Source organism: Streptomyces sp. NPDC102437 (genome assembly GCF_044765565.1).
Lineage (GTDB): Bacteria > Actinomycetota > Actinomycetes > Streptomycetales > Streptomycetaceae > Streptomyces.
Genome location: NZ_JBIWKI010000009.1, coordinates 169,215 through 187,462, shown reverse-complemented (window position 1 = coordinate 187,462; position 18,248 = coordinate 169,215). Strand labels below are relative to the sequence as shown.

Below are 18,248 nucleotides of genomic sequence, written 5' to 3'. Positions count from 1 at the left end.
TCAGCCGCGTCGCAGCGCCGGGTGGTCGGCGACCACGGTGCACGACCCGGGGGCGATCTCGGTGAACCCGGCGTCCTGCACCACCGGAAGCCCGCTCGCCGTGAGCTCCGGCCAGCGCCCCGCCTCCGCGGTGGCGACCGAGAGCGGGAAGCCCGCCTCGCGCCACGCCTTGCGTTCCGTGTCCGACAGTTCCCACCAGGCGAGCTGCGCGCCGTGCCCGGCCTGCGCCATGGCCTTGCCCGCCGACATGTCCAGCTCCGGGTTGAGCCACAGCACCGGGCCCCGGCGACCGGGCGCGGCAGGCGGCTCCGGGTCGTCCAGATCCGTCCCCGACACCTGGAGCTTCGCCAGCTCCTTGGGCCAGCCGTCCAGCGGCACCGGCGGGAAGACCCGCACCTCGGCGCCCTCGCCCGTGACCGTGATGCCCGGCAGCGCGGACGCCTTGCGCCACTCCGCGCCGCGCGCCCGCCGCACCACCTTGCGGATCCGGGCGTCCTGCCAGTCCCGCATCGCCCGCGCCCACTCGCCCTCGCCCACCGAGCGCTCGTCGGAGAGCATCACGAGCACCGCGCGGGCCGCGGTGCGCAACGCGTCGGTACGGGCCGGGGGAGCGGTCTTCTCGATGTGCACGACCAACGGCAGCACGTACTGCGGCGCCTCGTCGCGGCTCGTCGGCTCGGACCTGAACGGGCTGTCCGCCGCGGGCGAATGGGGAGTGGACGAGGACGCGGGAATGTCATTGCTGCTCACCCGGTCCAGTCTGCCAGCCGCCCGATCCGGGCTTCTTGGCGGAATGGACCGCTCCGGGTGAGGATGCACCGCATGAAGAGCGATCTCTTTTCCAGCGAGAACCTGGCACAGCAGGCGACGGCCCCCGGGATGACCCTGCAGAACGCCAAATCCATCAAGTACGCCGTCAACGGCGAGATGCACGCCCGCCAGGGAGCGATGATCGCCTTCCGCGGTGATCTGCAGTTCGAGCGCAAGGGCCAGGGCATAGGCGGCATGCTGAAGCGCGCCGTCACCGGAGAGGGGCTGCCGCTGATGGCGGTCCGCGGCCAGGGCGAGGCATGGTTCGCGCACGAGGCCGCCAACTGTTTCATCGTGGAGATGGAGCACGGCGACGTCCTCACGATCAACGGCCGCAACGTGCTCTGTTTCGACCCCACGATCTCCTACGAGATCAAGACCGTGAAGGGCGCCGGGATGACCGGCGGCGGGCTCTTCAACAGCGTCTTCACCGGCTACGGCAAGCTCGGCCTGATGTGCGAGGGACACCCCATCGTGATTCCCGTCACGCCGCAGCAGCCGGTCTGCGTCGACACGGACGCGGTGGTCGGCTGGAGCGCCAACCTGACCACGTCGCTGCACCGTTCGCAGAGCGTCGGCTCGATGATCCGCGGCGGATCCGGCGAGGCCGTCCAACTGCGGCTGGACGGGGAGGGATTCGTGATCGTGCGGCCCAGCGAGGCCAAGCCCGAGAAGACCGCCAACTGAGGCTGACCGGGGTCGGCCGCCGGTACGGACTCGGCGGCCCCTGGGTGCTGCGTGGGATCGATCTCGACCTGCCCACGCACGCCCTGGTCCGGATCGAGGGGGCCAACGGCACCGGCAAGTCGACCCTGCTGCGGCTGCTCGCCGGGATCGACGCCCCGACGGAGGGCCGGATCACCGGCCGTGGGGCGCGTACGGCATACGTCCCCGAGCGCTTCCCGGCCGCGCTGCCGTTCACCGCGTCCGGGTACCTCGTCCACCTCGGCCGTATCCACGGCCTGCGGACCTCCGAAGCTGCCGACCGTGCCCGGTCCTGGCTCGCCCGCTTCGGCGCCGCCGCCCATGCCCGTACACCGCTTCCGGAACTCTCCAAGGGCACCAGCCAGAAGGTCGCCGTCGCCCAGGCGCTCCTCGCCGAGCCCGAACTGCTGATCCTGGACGAGGCATGGACCGGGCTCGACACGGCGGCCCGCGACGAACTGGACCGGGCCGTGACCGAACGGGTCGCGGCCGGCGCCACCGTCGTCTTCGTCGACCACGACCCGCGCAGGCTCGCCGGGGCGGTCGACGCCGTGTTCCGGATCGAGGGCGACGGCCTGCTCCCCGCCCCCGGGGCACGGGCCGGGGAGACCGGCCCGCAGGTACGGATCGAGGCGGCGGGCCCGCCCGGCGCATCGCTCCCCGCCGGACTGCCGGGCGCCCCGGAGCACACGCCCGCGGCCGACGGGGGCGTACGGCTCACCGTCCCGGCCGCACACTCCGACGCGCTGCTGCGCGCCCTGCTCACCGCGCACCCGCCCTGGCACATCCGGCAGGTGGCCGCCGCGCCCGTCCGCACCGAGAACCCCGGCCCGCACGGGGCCGCCACGGACCCACGCGGCCTCCCGGCCCACGAGGCACCATGACCGCGCTCCTGCGCTACCAGACCGCCCTGCTGGTCCGCTCCCAGCGCTGGCTCGCCCCGGTGCTCCTGTACGCGGCCTTCGTCTCCGTCGGTGTGCAGTGGGGACAGCCCGTCCTCGACTCGCTCGGCTACGCGGCCGCCGGGCTCCTGCCCGTCACCGCCTGGCTCGTACAGCTCTGTGCCAACCAGGAACCGCCCGCCGCCCGGACCGTCACCGCCGCGGTGGTGGGGTCGCCGAGGGCGCATCTGGCGGCGCTGCTCGCCGCGCTCGGCTGTGCCGGGGTGCTGGGTGCGGCCGCCACCCTGACCGTGCTGCTGATCAGCAAGCCGGCCGGCGCCGACAACTCCGTCCGGGTGCCGCTGCTGCCCGCCGGGGCCGCCGGACTGCTGGCCGCCGCCTGCTGTGTGCTGCTGGGGGCGGTGGTCGGCGCGCTCTGCACCCGGCCGCTGCTGCACCGGCGCGGCTGGTCCGTCGCCGCCACCGTGCTCGGCGCGCTGCTGGCCCTGGTGACCGCCGGTTCGCCCGCGAACACCGCCGTGACGGGCCTGGTCACCGGTTCGCGGACCGGCACGGTGCACTTCCCCGTCCTGCCGCTCGTCGCTGCCGCCGCCCTCGCCGCCGCGGCGGCGACGCTCGTCTGCAAGATGACGTCCCTGCGCGCCTGAGTAGGCTCGTACGCATGGACGAGCGCAGGGAAGAGGCGTACTGCGGTGCACCCACCGCGAACCCGGCACCCACCGGGACGGAGGCCGCCGCAAGGCCTCCGTACGCCGAGTGCGTGCTCTGCCGGAAGCCGACCGAGTACCCGGAGTCGGTCAGGGGCATCACCCTCTGCCCGGTCTGCGAATGGCAGGAGGCCCAGCGCACGGCGTGCTCCGGCTGAGCGACCGCCAGGCGGCCTCTCAGCGCTGTGCCGCCCGGATCAGGTCGGAGACCTTCACGAAGCGGTACCCGCGCTCCCGCAGCTCCGGGACCACTCGGCGGACCGCCTCGTCCGTGACCGGTGCCGCGCTTCGCGTGCAGTGCATGACGACCAGTGAGCCGGGCCGCACCCCGTCCAGCACCAGTTCGGCCACCGCGTCCGCGTCCGTCGCGAAGGCATCGCCGCTGACGACGTCCCACTGCACCGCCGTCACCTTCTCGGGCGCGAGCGCGCGCAGCGAGGCATTGTCGTAGCAGCCGCCGGGGAAGCGGAAGTACGGCACCGTATTGCGCACACCGGCCTTCCGGAACGAGTCGAAGGCCCGCGCCACATCGGCGCGCATACCGTTCTTGGTCAGGGTCGGCAGCCCGTAGCAGGGGGACTTGAAGGCGTAGTGGCTGTACGAGTGGTTGGCGACCTCGAAGAGGGGGTCGGCGCCGATGGACCTGGCCTGCGCCGGATACTCGTCGGCCCACCGCCCCGTCATGAACACCGTGGCGGGCACCTCCAAGTCGCGCAGCAGGTCGATCAGTTCGGGATTGTCGAACTGCTCGCCCGCCGCCGCGCGGGTTCCCTCGGCGGCGGTCATGTCGGCGTCGAAGGTCAGCGCCACCACCTTCTCGCCATCCATCGCCCCGTGTTCGAAGACCGGCGTCCGCCCGTCGGGCCCCGGAGCCATGGTCGGCGGCGCCGAGGCGGCGTGCGACGGGGCGTGGGCCGCCGCGGGCGCACGCCCGGCGGCCGGGGAGCCGTCGGGGCCGCCACAGCCGGCGAGGCCGCCGAGCACCACACCGAGAACGGACAGAGACGTCACTTTCATCACAGCATTGTTCGAATGGGCTGAATGAGTCGAGTGGTTCGAATGATTCACCAGCGAAAAATATCGGCTTATCCGAATAAAAGTCTTATATGGGGCCTTGCTTCGTCGGAGTCGCGCCCGGATTCACCCGGGCCGTCGAGTCGGTCGGGCGGATCGACCGGGCCGGGCCGCCTGACCGGCCCGCCCGGCACGGTCCGCTCCCATCCGTAGGCGCGGACGGGGACGACGTGTGCCGAAGGTGCCCCGTTGGTCGCCTCGACGACGGTCCTGAGCGCCGTCGACGTGACCGGCTCGACCAGGGTGTGCACCTGGTGGCGCCGCCGGTTGTCCGTCGTACGGGCGACGGTCCGCCAGTTGCCGTCCGCCTCGCGTGCCTCGACGCGGCAGTCCCGCAGCAGGGTGGGCAGCGTGTCGAAGGGGGTCCGAGGTTGATGCGGGTTGATCAGGTCCTCGTTGACGTCGTCGTCGGCGAGCACGTCGATCCGGCTGAGCGTGACCGGCTGCGGACAGGTCAGCTCCAGACAGGCCCCGACGCCGTCCCGGAGCGGCTCGGAGACCCACATGTGCGGACCGGTGTACGGGCGGGCGTAGCCGTCCACGGCCTTGGCTGGAGAGTACGCGGCGGTCCCGCCCGCCGCGGCTTCTCCGGTCAATACCCGTCGGGCCCCGGGCTGTTCGTCCGCCCGGTCCGCCGACCGTTCCGCCGGGCAGAACACGGACCCCGTCCCGGGCAGCGCGAAGGGGGCGGGCACCCGCTGCCCGCCCCCTCCGGGATCTCAATGGACCAGCACGTCAGCGCGTCAGCGCCACGGCCCCGTCACCGCGAACGTCGTCCCCGGCGTGTAGCAGTTCACGTACATCGTTCCGCCGTCCGGCGCGAACGTGACCCCGGCGAACTCTCCCCACTCGGGCTCCTCCGGCGTCCCGATGTTCTGCCGGCCCCGCGCCATCGGGTACACCTCGCCGCGTCGCGTCAGGCCGAACACATGCTGCGCGCCGCCGCCGTCCTCGCACACCATCAGCCCGCCGTCGGCGGCGAGGCAGATGTTGTCCGGGGACTCGCCCGGCAGCTGTACGTCGGTGCCGGGGCCGAAGACGATGACGAGCGTGAGGCGGCGCCGCTTCGGCTCGTACCGCCACACCTGGCCGTAGTGGTCGGCGGCGGACCCCTCCGCGCTGTGCGCGAAGCTGGAGACGAAGTAGACCGAGGACCCGCCCCAGTAGCAGCCCTCCAGCTTCTGGGCGTGCGTGATGCCCTTCGGGCCGAAGTCCTGGAACCGGATCGGTGTCCCGGCCGCCAGCGGATCCGGTACGGGAACCCACTCGATGCCCTCGAAGCTCGCGCCGGTCTCCTGGACCATGGAGAGGTCGGCGACGCCCGGCACCCGCATGGCCTCCAGCTGGCCGCCGGCCCGCAGCGAGCCCGTACCGCCGAGCGGCTTGTTCGGCAGGAAGCGGTAGAAGAGCCCGAACGGCTTCTGGAACGCGTCCTCCGTCTCGTAGACGATCCCGTTCTTCGGGTCGATCGCGATGGCCTCGTGCTGGAAGCGGCCCATCGCGGTGAGCGGCACGGCCCCGGTGCGGTGCGGATCGGCGCCGTCGACCTCGAAGATGAAGCCGTGGTCCTTGGTGTATCCGTTGGTACCGGCTCTGTCCTCGGTTTCCTCGCAGGTCAGCCAGGTGTTCCACGGGGTACGGCCACCCGCGCAGTTCACCGCCGTACCGGCGATGGCGACCCGTTCGCCGAGGACGTTGTTGCGGCCGTCCAGCTCCAGGGCCGTACAGCCGCCCTTGCCCATCGGGTCATAGGTGAGACCCTCGACGGTCGGGACCGGGCGTTTCGCGGTGACGCGGTTCTCGTGGTTGCGGACGAGCCGTACGTGGCCGTGACGGCCGGCGAAGGCGGCCATGCCGTCGTGGTTGCTGGGGACCTGGCCCTCGCCGGAGCGGAGCTGGTCGCCCTCCCGGGACAGCACCCGGTAGCGGAAGCCCTTCGGAAGGTCGAGCAGACCGTCGGGGTCGGGCACCAGCGGGCCGTACCCGCTGTGTCCCCGGGCGGCGGCGGTGCCCGCGAAGAGTTCGCAGAACGCTCCGGCGAAGGCGATGGAGGCGACGGCCGCGCCGCTGCCGGCCAGGACCTGACGACGTGTGGCCGTCGGCCGTGACGTTTCTTCGGTCACGCGTGACGTTTCTGATGACATGAGGCAACTCCCTGCTGGCGGACAGGAGAAGTGACCCGCATGTGTGTAGCACGCGTATCGCCGCGCGGGAACCATGCGGGTCACTGAGGCCCTGGTCGCGTCCCGGGCCGGGAGTGGCCCCTGCGGTCAGATCAGCGAGGCGGAGAGCGTGATCGTCGTGCCGGTCAGCGCCTGGCTGACCGGGCAGTTCGCCTTGGCGTCCTCGGCGGCCTTGACGAAGTCCGCCTCGTCGATGCCGGGCACCTGGCCCTGGACGGTGAGGTGGATTCCGGTGATCCCGGTGCCGGGCTGGAGGGTGACGTCGGCGGTGGTGGTCAGCTGGGTCGACGGGGTGCCGGCCGAGGCCAGACCGTGGGCCAGCGCCATCGAGAAGCAGCTGGAGTGGGCCGCCGCGATGAGCTCCTCGGGGGAGGTCTTGCCGTTCGCCTTCTCCGCGCGGGACGGCCAGGAGACGTCGAATTCGCCGATGCCGGAGGAGTCGAAGGTGACGACCCCCTTGCCCTCGATCAGGTTGCCGTCCCAGACCGTGTGAGCCTGACGCGTGGTTGCCATGCCGATTCCCTTCGAACGGTGTGCGCGGTTGGTACCGGAGTCCCTCGGGGCCCAAGGGTCCGAGGGGCGGTACGTTCCCGAACCTACTGCGCCACCAGCCCCTTCGCGTCGCGCGCCAGCGCCGTCAGCCGGGAGATCGCCCGGAAGTACTTCTTCCGGTATCCGCCGTTCAGCATCTCTTCACTGAACAGCCGGTCGAACGGCAGCCCGGAGGCGAGCACCGGGACCTCCCGGTCGTACAGCCGGTCCGCGAGAACTACGAGCCGCAGCGCGGTCGACTGGTCGGGGACCGGCCGGACGTCGGTGAGGCAGACCGCCCGCAGGCCGTCCGTCAGCGCGCCGTAGCGGCTCGGATGGACCCGGGCGAGATGGTCGAGCAGCGAGGGGAAGTCGTCCAGGCTGGCGCCCTCGGTGGCGTACGCCGCCCTGGTGACCTGCTCGTCGGAGTACGGCGCGGGGGCCTCGGGCAGCCCTCGGTGGCGGTAGTCCTCGCCGTCGATCCGCAGCGGGCGGAAGTGGGCGGACAGGCCCTGGATCTCCCGCAGGAAGTCGGCCGCGGCGAACCGGCCCTCGCCGAGCTTGCCGGGCAGCGTGTTGGAAGTGGCGGCGAGCGCGACCCCCGCCTCGACCAGCCTGCTCAGCAGCGACGACACCAGCACGGTGTCGCCCGGGTCGTCCAGTTCGAATTCGTCGATGCACAGGAGCCGGTGCCCGCTCAGCGTCTGCACGGTCTGCTGGAAGCCCAGCGCGCCGACCAGGTTGGTCAGCTCCACGAAGGTGCCGAAAGCCTTCAGCGAGGGGGCGGCGGGGGTGGCGTGCCACAGGGAGGCCAGCAGATGGGTCTTGCCGACGCCGTAGCCACCGTCGAGGTAGACCCCGAGCGGGGCCGAGGGGGCCGCGGGCTTCCTGCTGAACCACTTGCGCTTGCCCGAGCCGCTGGCGTGCGCGCCGCCGAGCCCGGCCGCGAAGCCGCTCAGGACCCCGACCGCCTCCGTCTGGCTCGGCTGCTTGGGGTCCGGCACATAGGTGTCGAAACGCACGGAGTCGAAGCGTGGCGGCGGCACCATCTCGGCGACCAGCCGGTCGGCGGGTACGCGGGGCTCTAGAGCGCACAGGGAAAGGGGAGCCGTTTCGGCTATGGGGCTCTGCCCCGGCAGGGCTGTGGAGGACGACACAACTCCCAACCTTAAGCGCCGTGCCAGACTGCAGAACATGCGACGCCTCTTCCCTGTGACCGACCCGACACCGGCTGACCACGAGGAGGAGTGGAGTCTGGACGCCCTGGCCGATGCCTACGCCTACCCCGAACAGGACGGACCCTGGCTGCGCGCCAACATGGTTTCGACGCTCGACGGTGCCGCCCAGCACGACGGCCGCTCGCAGCCGATCTCCTGCGCGAGCGACATGCGGATCTTCGGCACCCTGCGAGGTCTGGCCGATGTGGTCCTGGCCGGGGCGGAGACGGTGCGCCTGGAGGGCTACCGCCCCGCCAGGGCCCGCGAGGCGTTCGCCGCCCGCCGGGCCGCGGCGGGGCAGGGGCCGGCGCCCGCGATCGCCGTGGTGAGCGGCAGCCTGGACCTCGACTTCTCGTTGCCGCTCTTCACCGGGCCACTCGTCCCCACCCTGGTGCTGACCGGCGCCGGGGCCCCGCCGGGCCGGATCGAGGAGGCGCGCCGGGCGGGCGCCGAGGTGGTGATCGCGGGGGAGGGCTCCCGGGTGGACCCCGCCAGGGCCGTACGGGAGCTGGCGGACCGCGGACTCAAGCGGCAGCTGACCGAGGGCGGCCCCCGGATGCTGGGCCAGTTCGTGGCCGCCGGGGTGCTGGACGAGCTCTGTCTGACCCTCTCGCCGATGCTGACCGCCGGGGACGCGCAGCGGATCGCGGGCGGCCCCTCGGTGGCCGTGCCGGAACGATTCACCCTGGCGTCGATGCTGGAAGAGGCCGGGTTCCTCTTCACTCGGTACCGTCGGAGCTGACAATCAGCGGAATATGTCGTTCCGGTTAGCTTCCGGTGGGCACAATTACTCTCGCAGACCCCGTGGGAGCACGGGGAAGGATGGTTTCAGCAGTGACCGGCGACGGCCACTGAAGCAGAAGGGCGCCCGTGGTGTTCACCAGCGTTTTGATGATCGAGAAGCCCCTCACCTCCGAGGACGTCGAGTTCGTCACCACTCTGCACGGAGAGGAGTCGACCTCCTTCGTCGTGCTCATGCAACCCCGCGGTGACCAGGCAGATGTGCTGCTGCGAGCCATCGACGACCTGGCGATGGGAGAGCTGAAGGAAGCCGCCCGGGAGGGCGAGGAGCCAGAAGGCAAGAATGCCAGACAGCCCGCCGAACTCGCGCTCGAAGTCTCCCTGGAGGCACTGCGCCAGGCAGGCTCCGAAGCGGTCGGACAGGTGATCGAGGACCACCCCCTGGACAAGCTGAAGTCCGTGGTCGACGACGCGGAGGCGGACGAGGTCATCGTGCTGACCGCTCCGCACTACGTCGAGGAGTTCTTCCACCGGGACTGGGCGTCCAGGGCCCGCCACAAGGTCGGCGTACCGGTGCTCAAGCTCTTCGCGCACAGCGAATAGGCTGGGCGGGCACCTCGTACCGAATCGGGTACTCGCATCCCGACTCGGCCACTCGCATCGACCTCTGGGAGACACACGCATGGCACCCGGTATTCCTGCCGCCATGGAACGGCCGCACTTCATCGGCATCGGCGGCGCCGGAATGTCGGGCATCGCGAAGATCCTCGCCCAGCGCGGCGCCAAGGTCGCGGGCAGCGACGCCAAGGAGTCGGGTACCGCCGAGGCACTGCGGGCGCTGGGGGCGACCGTCCACATCGGGCACGCCGCCGGACATCTGGCGGACGACGCCTCGTGCGTGGTCGTCTCCAGCGCCATCCGCGCCGACAACCCGGAGCTGCTGCGCGCCGCCGAGCTGTCGGTCCCGGTGGTGCATCGCTCCGACGCGCTCGCCTCGCTCATGGGCGGGCTGCGCGCCATCGCGGTGGCCGGCACGCACGGCAAGACGACCACCACGTCGATGCTGGCCGTCGCCCTGACCGAGCTGAACCTCGACCCCTCGTACGCCATCGGCGGCGACCTCGCCGGCCCCGGCACCAACGCCGCGCACGGCGAAGGCGCGATCTTCGTCGCCGAGGCGGACGAGAGCGACCGCAGCTTCCAGAAGTACGACCCCGAGGTCGCGATCGTCCTCAACGTCGAGCTGGACCACCACGCGAACTATGCCTCGATGGACGAGATCTACGAGTCGTTCGAGGCTTTCGCCGGCAAGATCGTCCCGGGCGGCACCCTGGTGATCTCCGCCGACCAGGCGGGCGCCGTCGAGCTGACGGAGCGGGTCCGGGCCCTGCCCTCGCTGAACGTGGTCACCTACGGCGAGTCCGAGAACGCCGACGTACGCGTCCACAAGATCACCCCGCGCGGACTGACCAGCGAGGTCACGGTCGTCCTGAACGGGAAGTACCTCACGTTCACGGTCTCCGTGCCCGGCCGCCACTACGCCCTCAATGCCGTCGCGGCCCTCGCCGCCGGTGTCGCCCTCGGCGTCCCGGCCCACAATCTGGCCTCGGCCCTCGGCAAGTACACCGGGGTCAAGCGCCGCCTCCAGCTCAAGGGCGAGGCGGCGGGCGTGCAGGTCATCGACTCGTACGCGCACCACCCCACCGAGATGACCGCGGACCTCGAAGCGATGCGCGGCGCCGCCTCCGAGGCCCGCCTCCTGGTCGTCTTCCAGCCGCACCTCTTCTCCCGCACCCAGGAGCTCGGTACCGAGATGGGCCAGGCCCTCGCGCTGGCCGACGCCTCCGTGGTGCTGGACATCTACCCAGCCCGCGAGGACCCGATCCCCGGCATCACCAGCGACCTGATCATCGACGCGGCGCGGGCCGCGGGCGCCGACGCCACCGCCGTCCACGACAAGACCGCGGTCCCCGAGGTGGTCGCGGGAATGGCGAAGCCCGGCGACCTCGTTCTCACCATGGGAGCGGGCGATGTCACGGACCTCGGCCCGCAGATCCTGGACCACCTGTCGAGCTGAGGGAGCGACGTGTCGTACGACATCGAGAAGCCGGACGAGCAGTGGCGGGCGGAGCTGACGCCGGCCGAGTACGCGGTCCTGCGCCAGGCCGGCACCGAACCCGCCTTCGTCGGTGAGTACACCGACACCAAGACCACGGGCGTCTACTCCTGCCGGGCCTGCGGCGCCGAACTCTTCCGCTCGGACACCAAGTTCGAGTCGCACTGCGGCTGGCCGTCCTTCTACGACCCGAAGGACAGCGACGCGGTCGAACTGATCCAGGACCGCAGCCACGGCATGGTCCGCACCGAGGTCCGCTGCGCACGCTGCGGATCGCACCTCGGCCATGTCTTCGAGGGCGAGGGCTACCCGACCCCCACGGACCAGCGGTACTGCATCAACTCGATCTCGCTGCGCCTGACCCCGGACGAGGGCTGAGGGACGAGAGACGGAGCGGGTGCCCCGGAAAACGTTCCGGGGCACCCGCTCCGTCGTCCGGGCTCAGTGCACGTCCCTGCGCATCGGCACCAGGACCGCGACGCCCGCCGCGACCAGGGCGTACCCGGCGAGCAGCAGTCCGCCGCCGACGGGGGAGAGCAGCGGCACCGGGCCGGTCGCCAGCTCATCGGCCATCGTGTCCGCCACATAGCTGAAGCCGGTCAGGGACGCCGTGGCGCCGCCCGGCAGCAGAGGGTAGAGCAGCTTGACGCCCGGTATCATCATCAGCAGGTACTCGCCCGCGTACAGATAGCCGATGACGACGGCCAGCGCCGCGACCTGATGACGGATCAGCGCCCCGGCCGCCACGCCCAGCAGGGTGTACACCGCCATCGCCACCGCCGGCCGCACGAGCAGCCCCAGCACCTCGCCGGTGGCCATCCCCGGGGTCACCCCGCGCGCCGCCACACCCCCGAAGAAGGCGATCGCCGCCGTGCCGGTGAGCACCAGTCCGTACAGCAGACCGGCGACGCCGTACGTGAAGAGCTTGGCGGTGAGCACCTGCCGGCGCCGCGGGGCGTGCAGGAAGGTGTACGTGGCGGTGCGGTGCCGGTATTCCGACGTCATCGCCAGGGTGCCGAGCGCGGCCGGCAGGAACACCGTGAAGCTCAGCATGCCGAGTACGGAGCGGACACCGGCCTCGGTGTCCAGGCCGGGCGCCGGCGGGTCGAAGTTCTCCGGCCCGACCAGTGTCATCAGCCCCACCATGCCGCCGCCCAGGACGACGGCCGCGAGGAGCGCCCACAGCCACAGGCGGGTGGCGGCCAGCCGCCGGAACTCCGCCTTGATCAGTGCGTTCATCACCGGTTCTGCCCCCTGTCCATCAGTGCCGCCGACTGGCCGGGGCCTGCCGGTTCGCCGTCCCCCGCCAGCCGGAGGAAGAGCTGTTCCAGGCCGCCCCCGGCGGTCAGCCCGTGCACCCGCAGCCGCTCGGCGGCGGCCAGATCGGCGACGGCGGCGTCCGCCATCCCGTACACCCGCAGCGTCCCGTCCGGCAGGAGGTCCACCCGGTCGGCCGCCCCGTCCCGCGCGGTGCCGCGCAGCAGTGCGGCGCGCAGCGCCGCCGCGTCCGGGGAGCGGACCAGCACCGTGCAGGGGGCGAGCCGCTCGACCTCCGCCATCGGTCCCGCCGCCACCAGCCGGCCCTCGCGAATCACGACGACGTCCTCGACGATCTGCTGCACCTCGCTGAGCACATGGCTCGACACCAGCACGGTGCGGCCCTCGGCGGCCAGAGCGCGCAGCAGCCCGCGCAGCCAGGCGATGCCCTCCGGGTCGAGCCCGTTGCCCGGCTCGTCCAGCAGCAGTACCCGCGGGTCGCCCAGCAGTGCCGTGGCGAGCGAGAGCCGTTGCCGCATGCCCGTGGAGAAGGTGCGGGTACGGCGGTCGGCCGCCTGGGCGAGCCCCAGCCGGTCCAGCAGCCGATCGACCCGCTCGGGCGGGTGGCCGCCCATGGTGCGGTAGATGTGCAGATGGTCGCGGGCCGTGTGGCCGGGGTGGACCGCAGAGGCGTCGAGCACGGCGCCCACGGTGGCGGTGGGCCTGGACAGCTCCGCGTACCGCTTGCCGCCGATGGTGGCGGTGCCCGCGGTGGGAGCCACCAGGCCGAGGATCATCCGCATCGTCGTGGTCTTGCCCGCGCCGTTGGGGCCGAGGAAGCCCGTCACGACGCCCGGCCGCACAGTGAAACTCAGGTCGTCGACGGCGCGTACGGCTCCGAACCGCTTGGTCAGCCCGCTGACTTCGATGGACAGGCCCTGCGGCCTGCCGCTCATCGGTTGGACCCGGCGATGGCACGGCCGGTGTCGCAGATGTTCATCAGTGCCATGGGGATTCATCCTCCAGCGAAGCCTGAGCGTCTGTTCTATTAGATGTATAGCAGATAGGGTTATGGCGTGTACCTAGTGCTCGACCTCGACAGCGAGGTGCCGATCTATCAGCAGATCCGGGACCGGGTGGTGGAAGCCATCGCGGAAGGCGCGTTGGCGCCCGGTGCCGGACTTCCGTCCACCAGGCAGCTTGCCGTCGACCTGGCGATCAACTTCCACACCGTCAACAAGGCCTATGACCTGCTACGACGCGAAGGGATCATCCGCATCAACCGCAAGAGCGGCGCGGTGGTCCGGCCCGACGTCAAGCAGCCGTCGGACGAACTGCGGGCCGGCGTCGACTGGGAGACGCGCATGCGCACCCTCCTCGCCGAGCTGGATGTACGAGGGATCGCGAAGGCGGAGGTGATGAGTCATGTCGCGGCGGTTCTGGACCGCTTCCCCGCGAGGGAGGACGGGACGCCCTGACCCTCGGGGCCGTCCCGGAAAACGCACACCCGAAACGCCGCGCCGGGCTCCGGCGCGGCGCCCCGCCCCGTCGGGATCAGTGAAAGGAAGGGACAGGTGAACACCTTGGTGGTCGACGCAGCTCTCGACTTCGGCATACTCGCGGTGCTCAGCGCCGTGCTGTACACCGCCCCCAGCCCCCTCCTCAGCCCCTCCGCCGTACCTTTCGGCGTCCGCGTACCGCCGGACCAGGCGCGCTCCGCCGCCGTCGAGGAACAGCGCCACCGCTACCGCGGTGCGATGCTCGTCGCCGCGGCCGTCGTCACCGTGCCCGCCACGGCGCTCGGCGCCGCGTTCGGCACCCCCGCCGCCCCGGTCGCCGGTTCGCTGCTGCTCTGCGCCCTCGCCGCCGTCCTGTGGGGACGCGCCCACCGGGCCATCTCCCGCGCGAAGTCGGAGGGCGGGTGGTACCGGCAGGCCCGGCAGGGCGCCGTCGTGGACACGTCCCTGCGCACCGACCCGGTCCGCTTCCCCTGGGGCTGGGCGGTCCCCGCGCTCGTCGTGATCGCCGTCAGCGTCGTCGCGGGCGTCGTCGTCTACCCCGGCCTGCCCGACCACATCGCACTGCCCGAACGCTCGCTCGGCGGCACCGTCTACCGCACGTACCCGACCAGTGTGTGGACCGCCTTCGGGTTCGTCCTCGGCCAGGTCCTGCTCACCCTCACCATGGTCGCCACCGTCGCCGGGCTGCTCCGGGCCCGCGCCGACCTCGATGTGGCGCGCCCCGTGGCCGGCGCCGCACGGTACCGCCGCTATCTCACCGTCACGGCCCGCTCCATGCTGGGCATCACCGCCCTGGTGAACCTGATGCTGCTCGGGCTGTCCGCGCTGATGTGGAGCGACACCCGCTCCACGGGCATGACCCTGACCGCCGCGGGTGTGCCGCTCGTCGGGGTCCTCGCCGTGACCGCCTGGCTCGTCCTGCGCGTCGGGCCCGCCGGGAGCAGGCTGCGGGAGGACACGGGCGAGGAGAGCACCGGACTGGTGCCGCGCGACGACGACCGTTTCTGGCGCGGCGCCGGCACGGTCTACGTCAATGCCGACGATCCCGCGATCCTGGTGCCCAAGCGGGTCGGCATCGGCTGGACGGTCAACCTCGGCAACCCGCGGTCCCTGGTCGTCGTGGCGCTGGTCCTCGCCGTCGTGGTGGGAGCGTCCGTCGTCCGGGCCGTCGGGTGACTGCGGGCCGTCGGGTGGCTCCGGGGTGGCCGGTGACTCCGGGCAGCGGAGCCGGTGACTTCGGGGTGGCCGGGGCGGGTGCCGAGGCCGGGGGTCAGTCCTCGGTCTCGTCCCCGGCGCCTTCCGGCCGCAGCAGCGGATGGGCGACACCCGGGAACACCCGGGCCTGCACGACCGGCTCGGCGGAGCCGCCCCGGATCACCGTCTCGGCGACGCCCCAGGGCCGTCCGGGCAGCACCACGGTCAGGATGTACGAGGACGCGCAGCCCATGCAGTCGTAGCGGTCGGCCCAGGTCTCCACGTCCGTGACACTGCCGGGGTAGCGCGCCACGTGACGGTGGAGCGCGTGGCAGCGCTCGCACCGCTCGCCGGGCTCGCACGTGCCGCCGCAGGGGCACGGCACGTCGAGCGTGTCGGCGGGGTGCCAGCGCTGGGTGAGGACGGCCTCACGCGTGGCGCCCATGTCCTTCATGGCCTTCAGATTGCGGGCGGCAACGTTGTACGACTCGCCGGTCGCGGCCATCCGGTCCCGGATGACGTCCTTGCGTCCGCGGTTCGTCGTCATCTGTTCCTCCTGGGGGTGTCACGCAGCCCGCCGGGAGCGCACGAGAGATCGATATGTCACACGGTACCGGTCACCCATGACGGGCCACGACCTCCGTGGCCCGCCCGTGACCGCCGGGGACGAGGTTCACGACCGCCGGGGATGCCGTTCACGACCGCCGGGGATGCCGTTCACGACCGGCGCACGCGGGCCGCCAGCCTGTTGCCGAGCCGCTTGCGCAAGCCGTCCGGCCGGTTCCACGCCCGGAACGCCTCCGCCGTACGGCTGCTGCCCGCACGCTCGGCGGCCTCCTCCACCGCAGCCACCTCACCGGCCGACAGGCCGCGCACCACCGGACGCAGCACCTCCGCCAGCAGCGCTTCCCGGGTCCCGCTCCAGGCGCGGCCCGCGTGCGGGTGGGAGCTCCAGACGGTGAAGCAGTCCGCGACATAGGCCGGGTCGGAGCGCAGCCGGGCGAGCACCGCGTCCTGCCGGGCAGCGGTGCCGTAGGCCGCGATGAGATCAGGGTCGTCGCTGTGGACGAACGCGTACAGCTCCGCCTCCGGCCGGTCCGGGTCGAGCAGCCGCCCGGCCAGGGCACCGAACGCCTGCTCGCGCACGCCCGCCTCCACCGGCTCCGCCCCGGCGCGCAGCTTCCTGGCCTGCTCCGCCCAGCCCGGCTCCGCCGCCCCCGACCGGACGTCCCGCGCGAACTCCAGGAGATGCAGCGCGCCGCGCGCCCGCGCGTCGATCTCCTGCGGGAAGCCGCGCAGCAGATCATGGGCGAGTTCGGGGGCCTCCGCGTCGTCGGCCGGGGCGCCGAGCGCCGCCGCGACGAGCACGGACCACGTACCGGCCGTGCGATGCGCGTCGGACGTGCTCCCGGCCAGCAGCAGCCGCGCCTCGCCCGCCGTGGGGACGCCGTCGCCCCAGACCAGACCGACCGCCGTCCGCAGCACCAGCGGCTCGGTGAAAGGTGACATTCCACCGGCACGCAGCACCGCGTTCAGCACCTTCACCCGGTCGTCGCCGCCGCTCGCTCTGGCCTCCGGCGCCGCCGCGCACATCCGCAGATGCGGCAGCGCCTGCGCTCCGGTGAACGGCAGCGCGACCTCCGCCAGCAGCCGCTCCGTCCCCGACGGGTCGTGCGGGGTGATCCGGTCCAGCTCGCCGAGCAGCGCCGTACGGACGTCGAACTGCTCGTCCAGGAGGTCGAGCAGCACCGGCCCGTAGTCGCCCGCCCCTTCGTCCAGCAGGGACCGGGCCATCCGGGCCACCACATCGGGGAGCAACTCGGCGCAGTCCACATCGAGCAGCCGCGCGATCCGCAGCAACTGCACCGCACGCCCCACGGTCCGTCCGGGAACAACGGCCGCGGGGGCCGCGAGGGGCGTACCGGTGGCGAGTTCGGTACACAGGTCGTCGCCCAGAGCCGTGAGGAGTGCGGCGACGGCACGCTCCCCGGCCGGTCCGGCGAAGACCGAGCGCGCGGGCGGTTCGAGTGCGACGCCGCCGCCACGTACCGCCTCCGTCACCAGCAGAGCGCCGAGCGACGCGGTCACGGTGTCGCCCGACCGTCCGTCGAGAGCGGTCAACAGCCTTGCGACGGCGCGGAGTTCGTCATCCGTGCGGTCGAGGTCCGGGGCGGTCAGCGCATCGGTCAGCCGTCGTGTCCGCTCCTCGTCCAGCGCGTACGGGCGCTCGGCCGCCCAATGCGCCGCCGCGGCACGCCCGTCGGCACCGAGCGGTACGCCGGCGCAGAGCGCCGTCACGGCGAGCGGTCCGGCCGCGAAGGGCTCGCCGGGCAGCTCCGCCGCCACCCGGAACAGCTCCGGGGACCGGTTGCGCCAGATCCGGGCGCAGCTCTCCGCCCAGGCATCGCCCACCGTCTCCCCGGGGCGTGCCCCGGTGCAGTCACGCACCAGGAGGCTGTTGTCCGGGCCGGCCGGTGCGGGGGCGTCCTCCGGCCGCACCCCGACGACCTGGTGCGGGGAGTCGGCCGGGCGTCGGGTGTACGTCGTGAAGGTCAGCCGCCGGGCGGTCTCCGGCGGCAGTACGGACCCGGCCAGGGCGATCCACCGGGCCACATCGGCACAACTCCGCTCCACGAGAACGAGCCGCGAGGACGCCGGCTCCTCGCACACCCGGCGCAGATCGGCGAAGACCGCCGCCAGCCAGGGGCTCCGGGAGACCGCGAAGTCCTTGAGCGCCTCGGGGCCGAAGGAGGCGGAGGCGGGCAGGGCGGACAGGGGGCCGGGGGCGGGGCCCCCCGGTGCGGCGGAGGCCCAGCTCGGCGACCGCCAGGCCGTGATCGGCAGCGCGTCGCCCGGCAGCCGGGTACCGGCCGGAAGATGCACCGCGTGCGCGTGGAAACCGCCGGCGCCGGGGCCGCCGAGCGCCACGGTGCGGCTCAGCAGATGACTGCCGTCGGACAGCGAACTGAAGCTGAACGCCTCGGGAAACGAACGGAGTTCGCCCGCGGTGGGGTGGTACGGGGCTCCCGCGGGCGGTTCGTACCCGAGGAGCTGCTCGGCCTCCGCCAGCACCGGCGTGGGTATGCCGGCGCCGACCGCCGTGAACCGCGCGCCACCCCCGTCGTCCCCCGCGGTGGCAGAGGTGTAGTGCAACTGCGCGAGGCTCATGCGTCGGCCCTCTTCGTCCTTGCCGCGAACGTCCCCGTAGCGTCAGCACGCCCGCTCCGCGGACCGCCCGTCGAGGGCAGGACGTCCGGGGCGCAGCGACGACCCCGGCGGGGAGCGGTCCGC

General features: G+C 72.4%; 20 protein-coding genes. 10 read left to right on the top strand and 10 right to left on the bottom strand.

The features are described 5' to 3' along the window. Positions 1–750 carry a peptidyl-tRNA hydrolase gene (locus ACIRJP_RS14435; RefSeq protein WP_404172719.1) on the bottom strand — a complete coding sequence of 250 codons (750 nt, stop codon included), beginning with the start codon at positions 748–750 and terminating at the stop codon, positions 1–3. Positions 751–822: 72 nt separating this feature from the next. On the opposite strand from ACIRJP_RS14435, the gene ACIRJP_RS14430 reads away from it, so the two are divergent. From ACIRJP_RS14430 to ACIRJP_RS14415, 4 genes are read left to right on the top strand one after another with little or no spacing between them, the layout of a single operon-like run. Then, entirely contained in the window at positions 823–1,497 is a 675-nt protein-coding gene (locus ACIRJP_RS14430; protein WP_351256646.1) for an AIM24 family protein, read from the top strand. Between the two features lie 44 nt (positions 1,498–1,541). Next, positions 1,542–2,399 carry an ATP-binding cassette domain-containing protein gene (locus ACIRJP_RS14425; RefSeq protein WP_404172716.1) on the top strand — a complete coding sequence of 286 codons (858 nt, stop codon included), beginning with the start codon at positions 1,542–1,544 and terminating at the stop codon, positions 2,397–2,399. Next, positions 2,396–3,064, top strand: a complete 669-nt coding sequence (locus ACIRJP_RS14420; RefSeq protein WP_404172713.1) for an ABC transporter — start codon at positions 2,396–2,398, stop codon at positions 3,062–3,064. Before ACIRJP_RS14425 ends, ACIRJP_RS14420 begins: the two co-directional genes overlap by 4 nt. Positions 3,065–3,078: 14 nt before the next feature. Continuing rightward, positions 3,079–3,282, top strand: coding sequence for a hypothetical protein (locus ACIRJP_RS14415; protein WP_404172710.1), 204 nt, complete (start codon positions 3,079–3,081; stop codon positions 3,280–3,282). Positions 3,283–3,301: 19 nt separating this feature from the next. On the opposite strand, the gene ACIRJP_RS14410 is transcribed toward ACIRJP_RS14415, so the two are convergent. From ACIRJP_RS14410 to zapE, 5 genes are all read right to left on the bottom strand, one after another. After that, the gene (locus ACIRJP_RS14410; RefSeq protein WP_404172707.1) at positions 3,302–4,141 is read right to left on the bottom strand and encodes a polysaccharide deacetylase family protein; all 840 of its coding nucleotides are present in this window, start codon (positions 4,139–4,141) and stop codon (positions 3,302–3,304) included. A gap of 68 nt (positions 4,142–4,209) precedes the next feature. Next, positions 4,210–4,893, bottom strand: coding sequence for a hypothetical protein (locus ACIRJP_RS14405; RefSeq protein ID WP_404172704.1), 684 nt, complete (start codon positions 4,891–4,893; stop codon positions 4,210–4,212). Between the two features lie 48 nt (positions 4,894–4,941). Beyond that, entirely contained in the window at positions 4,942–6,342 is a 1,401-nt protein-coding gene (locus ACIRJP_RS14400) for an alkaline phosphatase PhoX (protein WP_404172701.1), read from the bottom strand. 126 nt (positions 6,343–6,468) lie between these two features. After that, positions 6,469–6,894, bottom strand: coding sequence for an OsmC family protein (locus ACIRJP_RS14395; RefSeq protein ID WP_383720759.1), 426 nt, complete (start codon positions 6,892–6,894; stop codon positions 6,469–6,471). Positions 6,895–6,977: 83 nt separating this feature from the next. Next, positions 6,978–8,069, bottom strand: a complete 1,092-nt coding sequence (gene zapE / locus ACIRJP_RS14390; RefSeq protein ID WP_404172697.1) for a cell division protein ZapE — start codon at positions 8,067–8,069, stop codon at positions 6,978–6,980. A 37-nt stretch (positions 8,070–8,106) separates the two neighbouring features. On the opposite strand from zapE, the gene ACIRJP_RS14385 reads away from it, so the two are divergent. From ACIRJP_RS14385 to msrB, 4 genes are all read left to right on the top strand, one after another. Beyond that, entirely contained in the window at positions 8,107–8,871 is a 765-nt protein-coding gene (locus tag ACIRJP_RS14385) for a pyrimidine reductase family protein (RefSeq protein WP_404172694.1), read from the top strand. Between the two features lie 149 nt (positions 8,872–9,020). Further along, positions 9,021–9,473, top strand: coding sequence for an indole-3-glycerol phosphate synthase (locus ACIRJP_RS14380; RefSeq protein ID WP_404172691.1), 453 nt, complete (start codon positions 9,021–9,023; stop codon positions 9,471–9,473). Between the two features lie 79 nt (positions 9,474–9,552). Further along, complete coding sequence (murC, locus tag ACIRJP_RS14375) at positions 9,553–10,947, top strand: UDP-N-acetylmuramate--L-alanine ligase (RefSeq protein ID WP_404172688.1); 1,395 nt, start codon at positions 9,553–9,555, stop codon at positions 10,945–10,947. Between the two features lie 9 nt (positions 10,948–10,956). Beyond that, the gene (msrB, locus tag ACIRJP_RS14370; protein WP_266729075.1) at positions 10,957–11,364 is read left to right on the top strand and encodes a peptide-methionine (R)-S-oxide reductase MsrB; all 408 of its coding nucleotides are present in this window, start codon (positions 10,957–10,959) and stop codon (positions 11,362–11,364) included. A gap of 63 nt (positions 11,365–11,427) precedes the next feature. Here msrB and ACIRJP_RS14365 read toward each other — a convergent pair whose 3' ends face one another. Together ACIRJP_RS14365 and ACIRJP_RS14360 are read right to left on the bottom strand one after the other, a co-directional pair. Continuing rightward, on the bottom strand, positions 11,428–12,225 hold the full coding sequence (locus ACIRJP_RS14365) for an ABC transporter permease (RefSeq protein WP_404172685.1): 798 nt from the start codon (positions 12,223–12,225) through the stop codon (positions 11,428–11,430). After that, positions 12,225–13,199 (bottom strand): ABC transporter ATP-binding protein, encoded by a 975-nt coding sequence (locus ACIRJP_RS14360; protein WP_404172682.1) that lies wholly within the window; start codon positions 13,197–13,199, stop codon positions 12,225–12,227. Before ACIRJP_RS14360 ends, ACIRJP_RS14365 begins: the two co-directional genes overlap by 1 nt. A gap of 129 nt (positions 13,200–13,328) precedes the next feature. On the opposite strand from ACIRJP_RS14360, the gene ACIRJP_RS14355 reads away from it, so the two are divergent. Next, positions 13,329–13,721, top strand: coding sequence for a GntR family transcriptional regulator (locus ACIRJP_RS14355; protein WP_404172679.1), 393 nt, complete (start codon positions 13,329–13,331; stop codon positions 13,719–13,721). 96 nt (positions 13,722–13,817) lie between these two features. Continuing rightward, positions 13,818–14,939 (top strand): DUF1648 domain-containing protein, encoded by a 1,122-nt coding sequence (locus tag ACIRJP_RS14350; protein ID WP_404172676.1) that lies wholly within the window; start codon positions 13,818–13,820, stop codon positions 14,937–14,939. Positions 14,940–15,033: 94 nt separating this feature from the next. On the opposite strand, the gene ACIRJP_RS14345 is transcribed toward ACIRJP_RS14350, so the two are convergent. Further along, positions 15,034–15,504 carry a hypothetical protein gene (locus tag ACIRJP_RS14345; RefSeq protein ID WP_383720778.1) on the bottom strand — a complete coding sequence of 157 codons (471 nt, stop codon included), beginning with the start codon at positions 15,502–15,504 and terminating at the stop codon, positions 15,034–15,036. Positions 15,505–15,674: 170 nt separating this feature from the next. After that, positions 15,675–18,125 carry a GTPase-associated protein 1-related protein gene (locus ACIRJP_RS14340; RefSeq protein WP_404172673.1) on the bottom strand — a complete coding sequence of 817 codons (2,451 nt, stop codon included), beginning with the start codon at positions 18,123–18,125 and terminating at the stop codon, positions 15,675–15,677. Positions 18,126–18,248: the final 123 nt, after the last annotated feature.

What these genes read in the sequence shown, in the direction of transcription:
- ACIRJP_RS14430 (WP_351256646.1), top strand. Translation starts at nt 823, where the DNA reads ATGAAGAGCGATCTCTTTTCCAGCGAGAACCTGGCACAGCAGGCGACG.
- ACIRJP_RS14420 (WP_404172713.1), top strand. Translation starts at nt 2,396, where the DNA reads ATGACCGCGCTCCTGCGCTACCAGACCGCCCTGCTGGTCCGCTCCCAG.
- ACIRJP_RS14415 (WP_404172710.1), top strand. Translation starts at nt 3,079, where the DNA reads ATGGACGAGCGCAGGGAAGAGGCGTACTGCGGTGCACCCACCGCGAAC.
- ACIRJP_RS14410 (WP_404172707.1), bottom strand. Translation starts at nt 4,141, where the DNA reads ATGAAAGTGACGTCTCTGTCCGTTCTCGGTGTGGTGCTCGGCGGCCTC.
- ACIRJP_RS14400 (WP_404172701.1), bottom strand. Translation starts at nt 6,342, where the DNA reads ATGTCATCAGAAACGTCACGCGTGACCGAAGAAACGTCACGGCCGACG.
- ACIRJP_RS14395 (WP_383720759.1), bottom strand. Translation starts at nt 6,894, where the DNA reads ATGGCAACCACGCGTCAGGCTCACACGGTCTGGGACGGCAACCTGATC.
- ACIRJP_RS14385 (WP_404172694.1), top strand. Translation starts at nt 8,107, where the DNA reads ATGCGACGCCTCTTCCCTGTGACCGACCCGACACCGGCTGACCACGAG.
- ACIRJP_RS14380 (WP_404172691.1), top strand. Translation starts at nt 9,021, where the DNA reads ATGATCGAGAAGCCCCTCACCTCCGAGGACGTCGAGTTCGTCACCACT.
- murC (WP_404172688.1), top strand. Translation starts at nt 9,553, where the DNA reads ATGGCACCCGGTATTCCTGCCGCCATGGAACGGCCGCACTTCATCGGC.
- ACIRJP_RS14365 (WP_404172685.1), bottom strand. Translation starts at nt 12,225, where the DNA reads ATGAACGCACTGATCAAGGCGGAGTTCCGGCGGCTGGCCGCCACCCGC.
- ACIRJP_RS14360 (WP_404172682.1), bottom strand. Translation starts at nt 13,199, where the DNA reads ATGAGCGGCAGGCCGCAGGGCCTGTCCATCGAAGTCAGCGGGCTGACC.
- ACIRJP_RS14345 (WP_383720778.1), bottom strand. Translation starts at nt 15,504, where the DNA reads ATGACGACGAACCGCGGACGCAAGGACGTCATCCGGGACCGGATGGCC.
- ACIRJP_RS14340 (WP_404172673.1), bottom strand. Translation starts at nt 18,125, where the DNA reads ATGAGCCTCGCGCAGTTGCACTACACCTCTGCCACCGCGGGGGACGAC.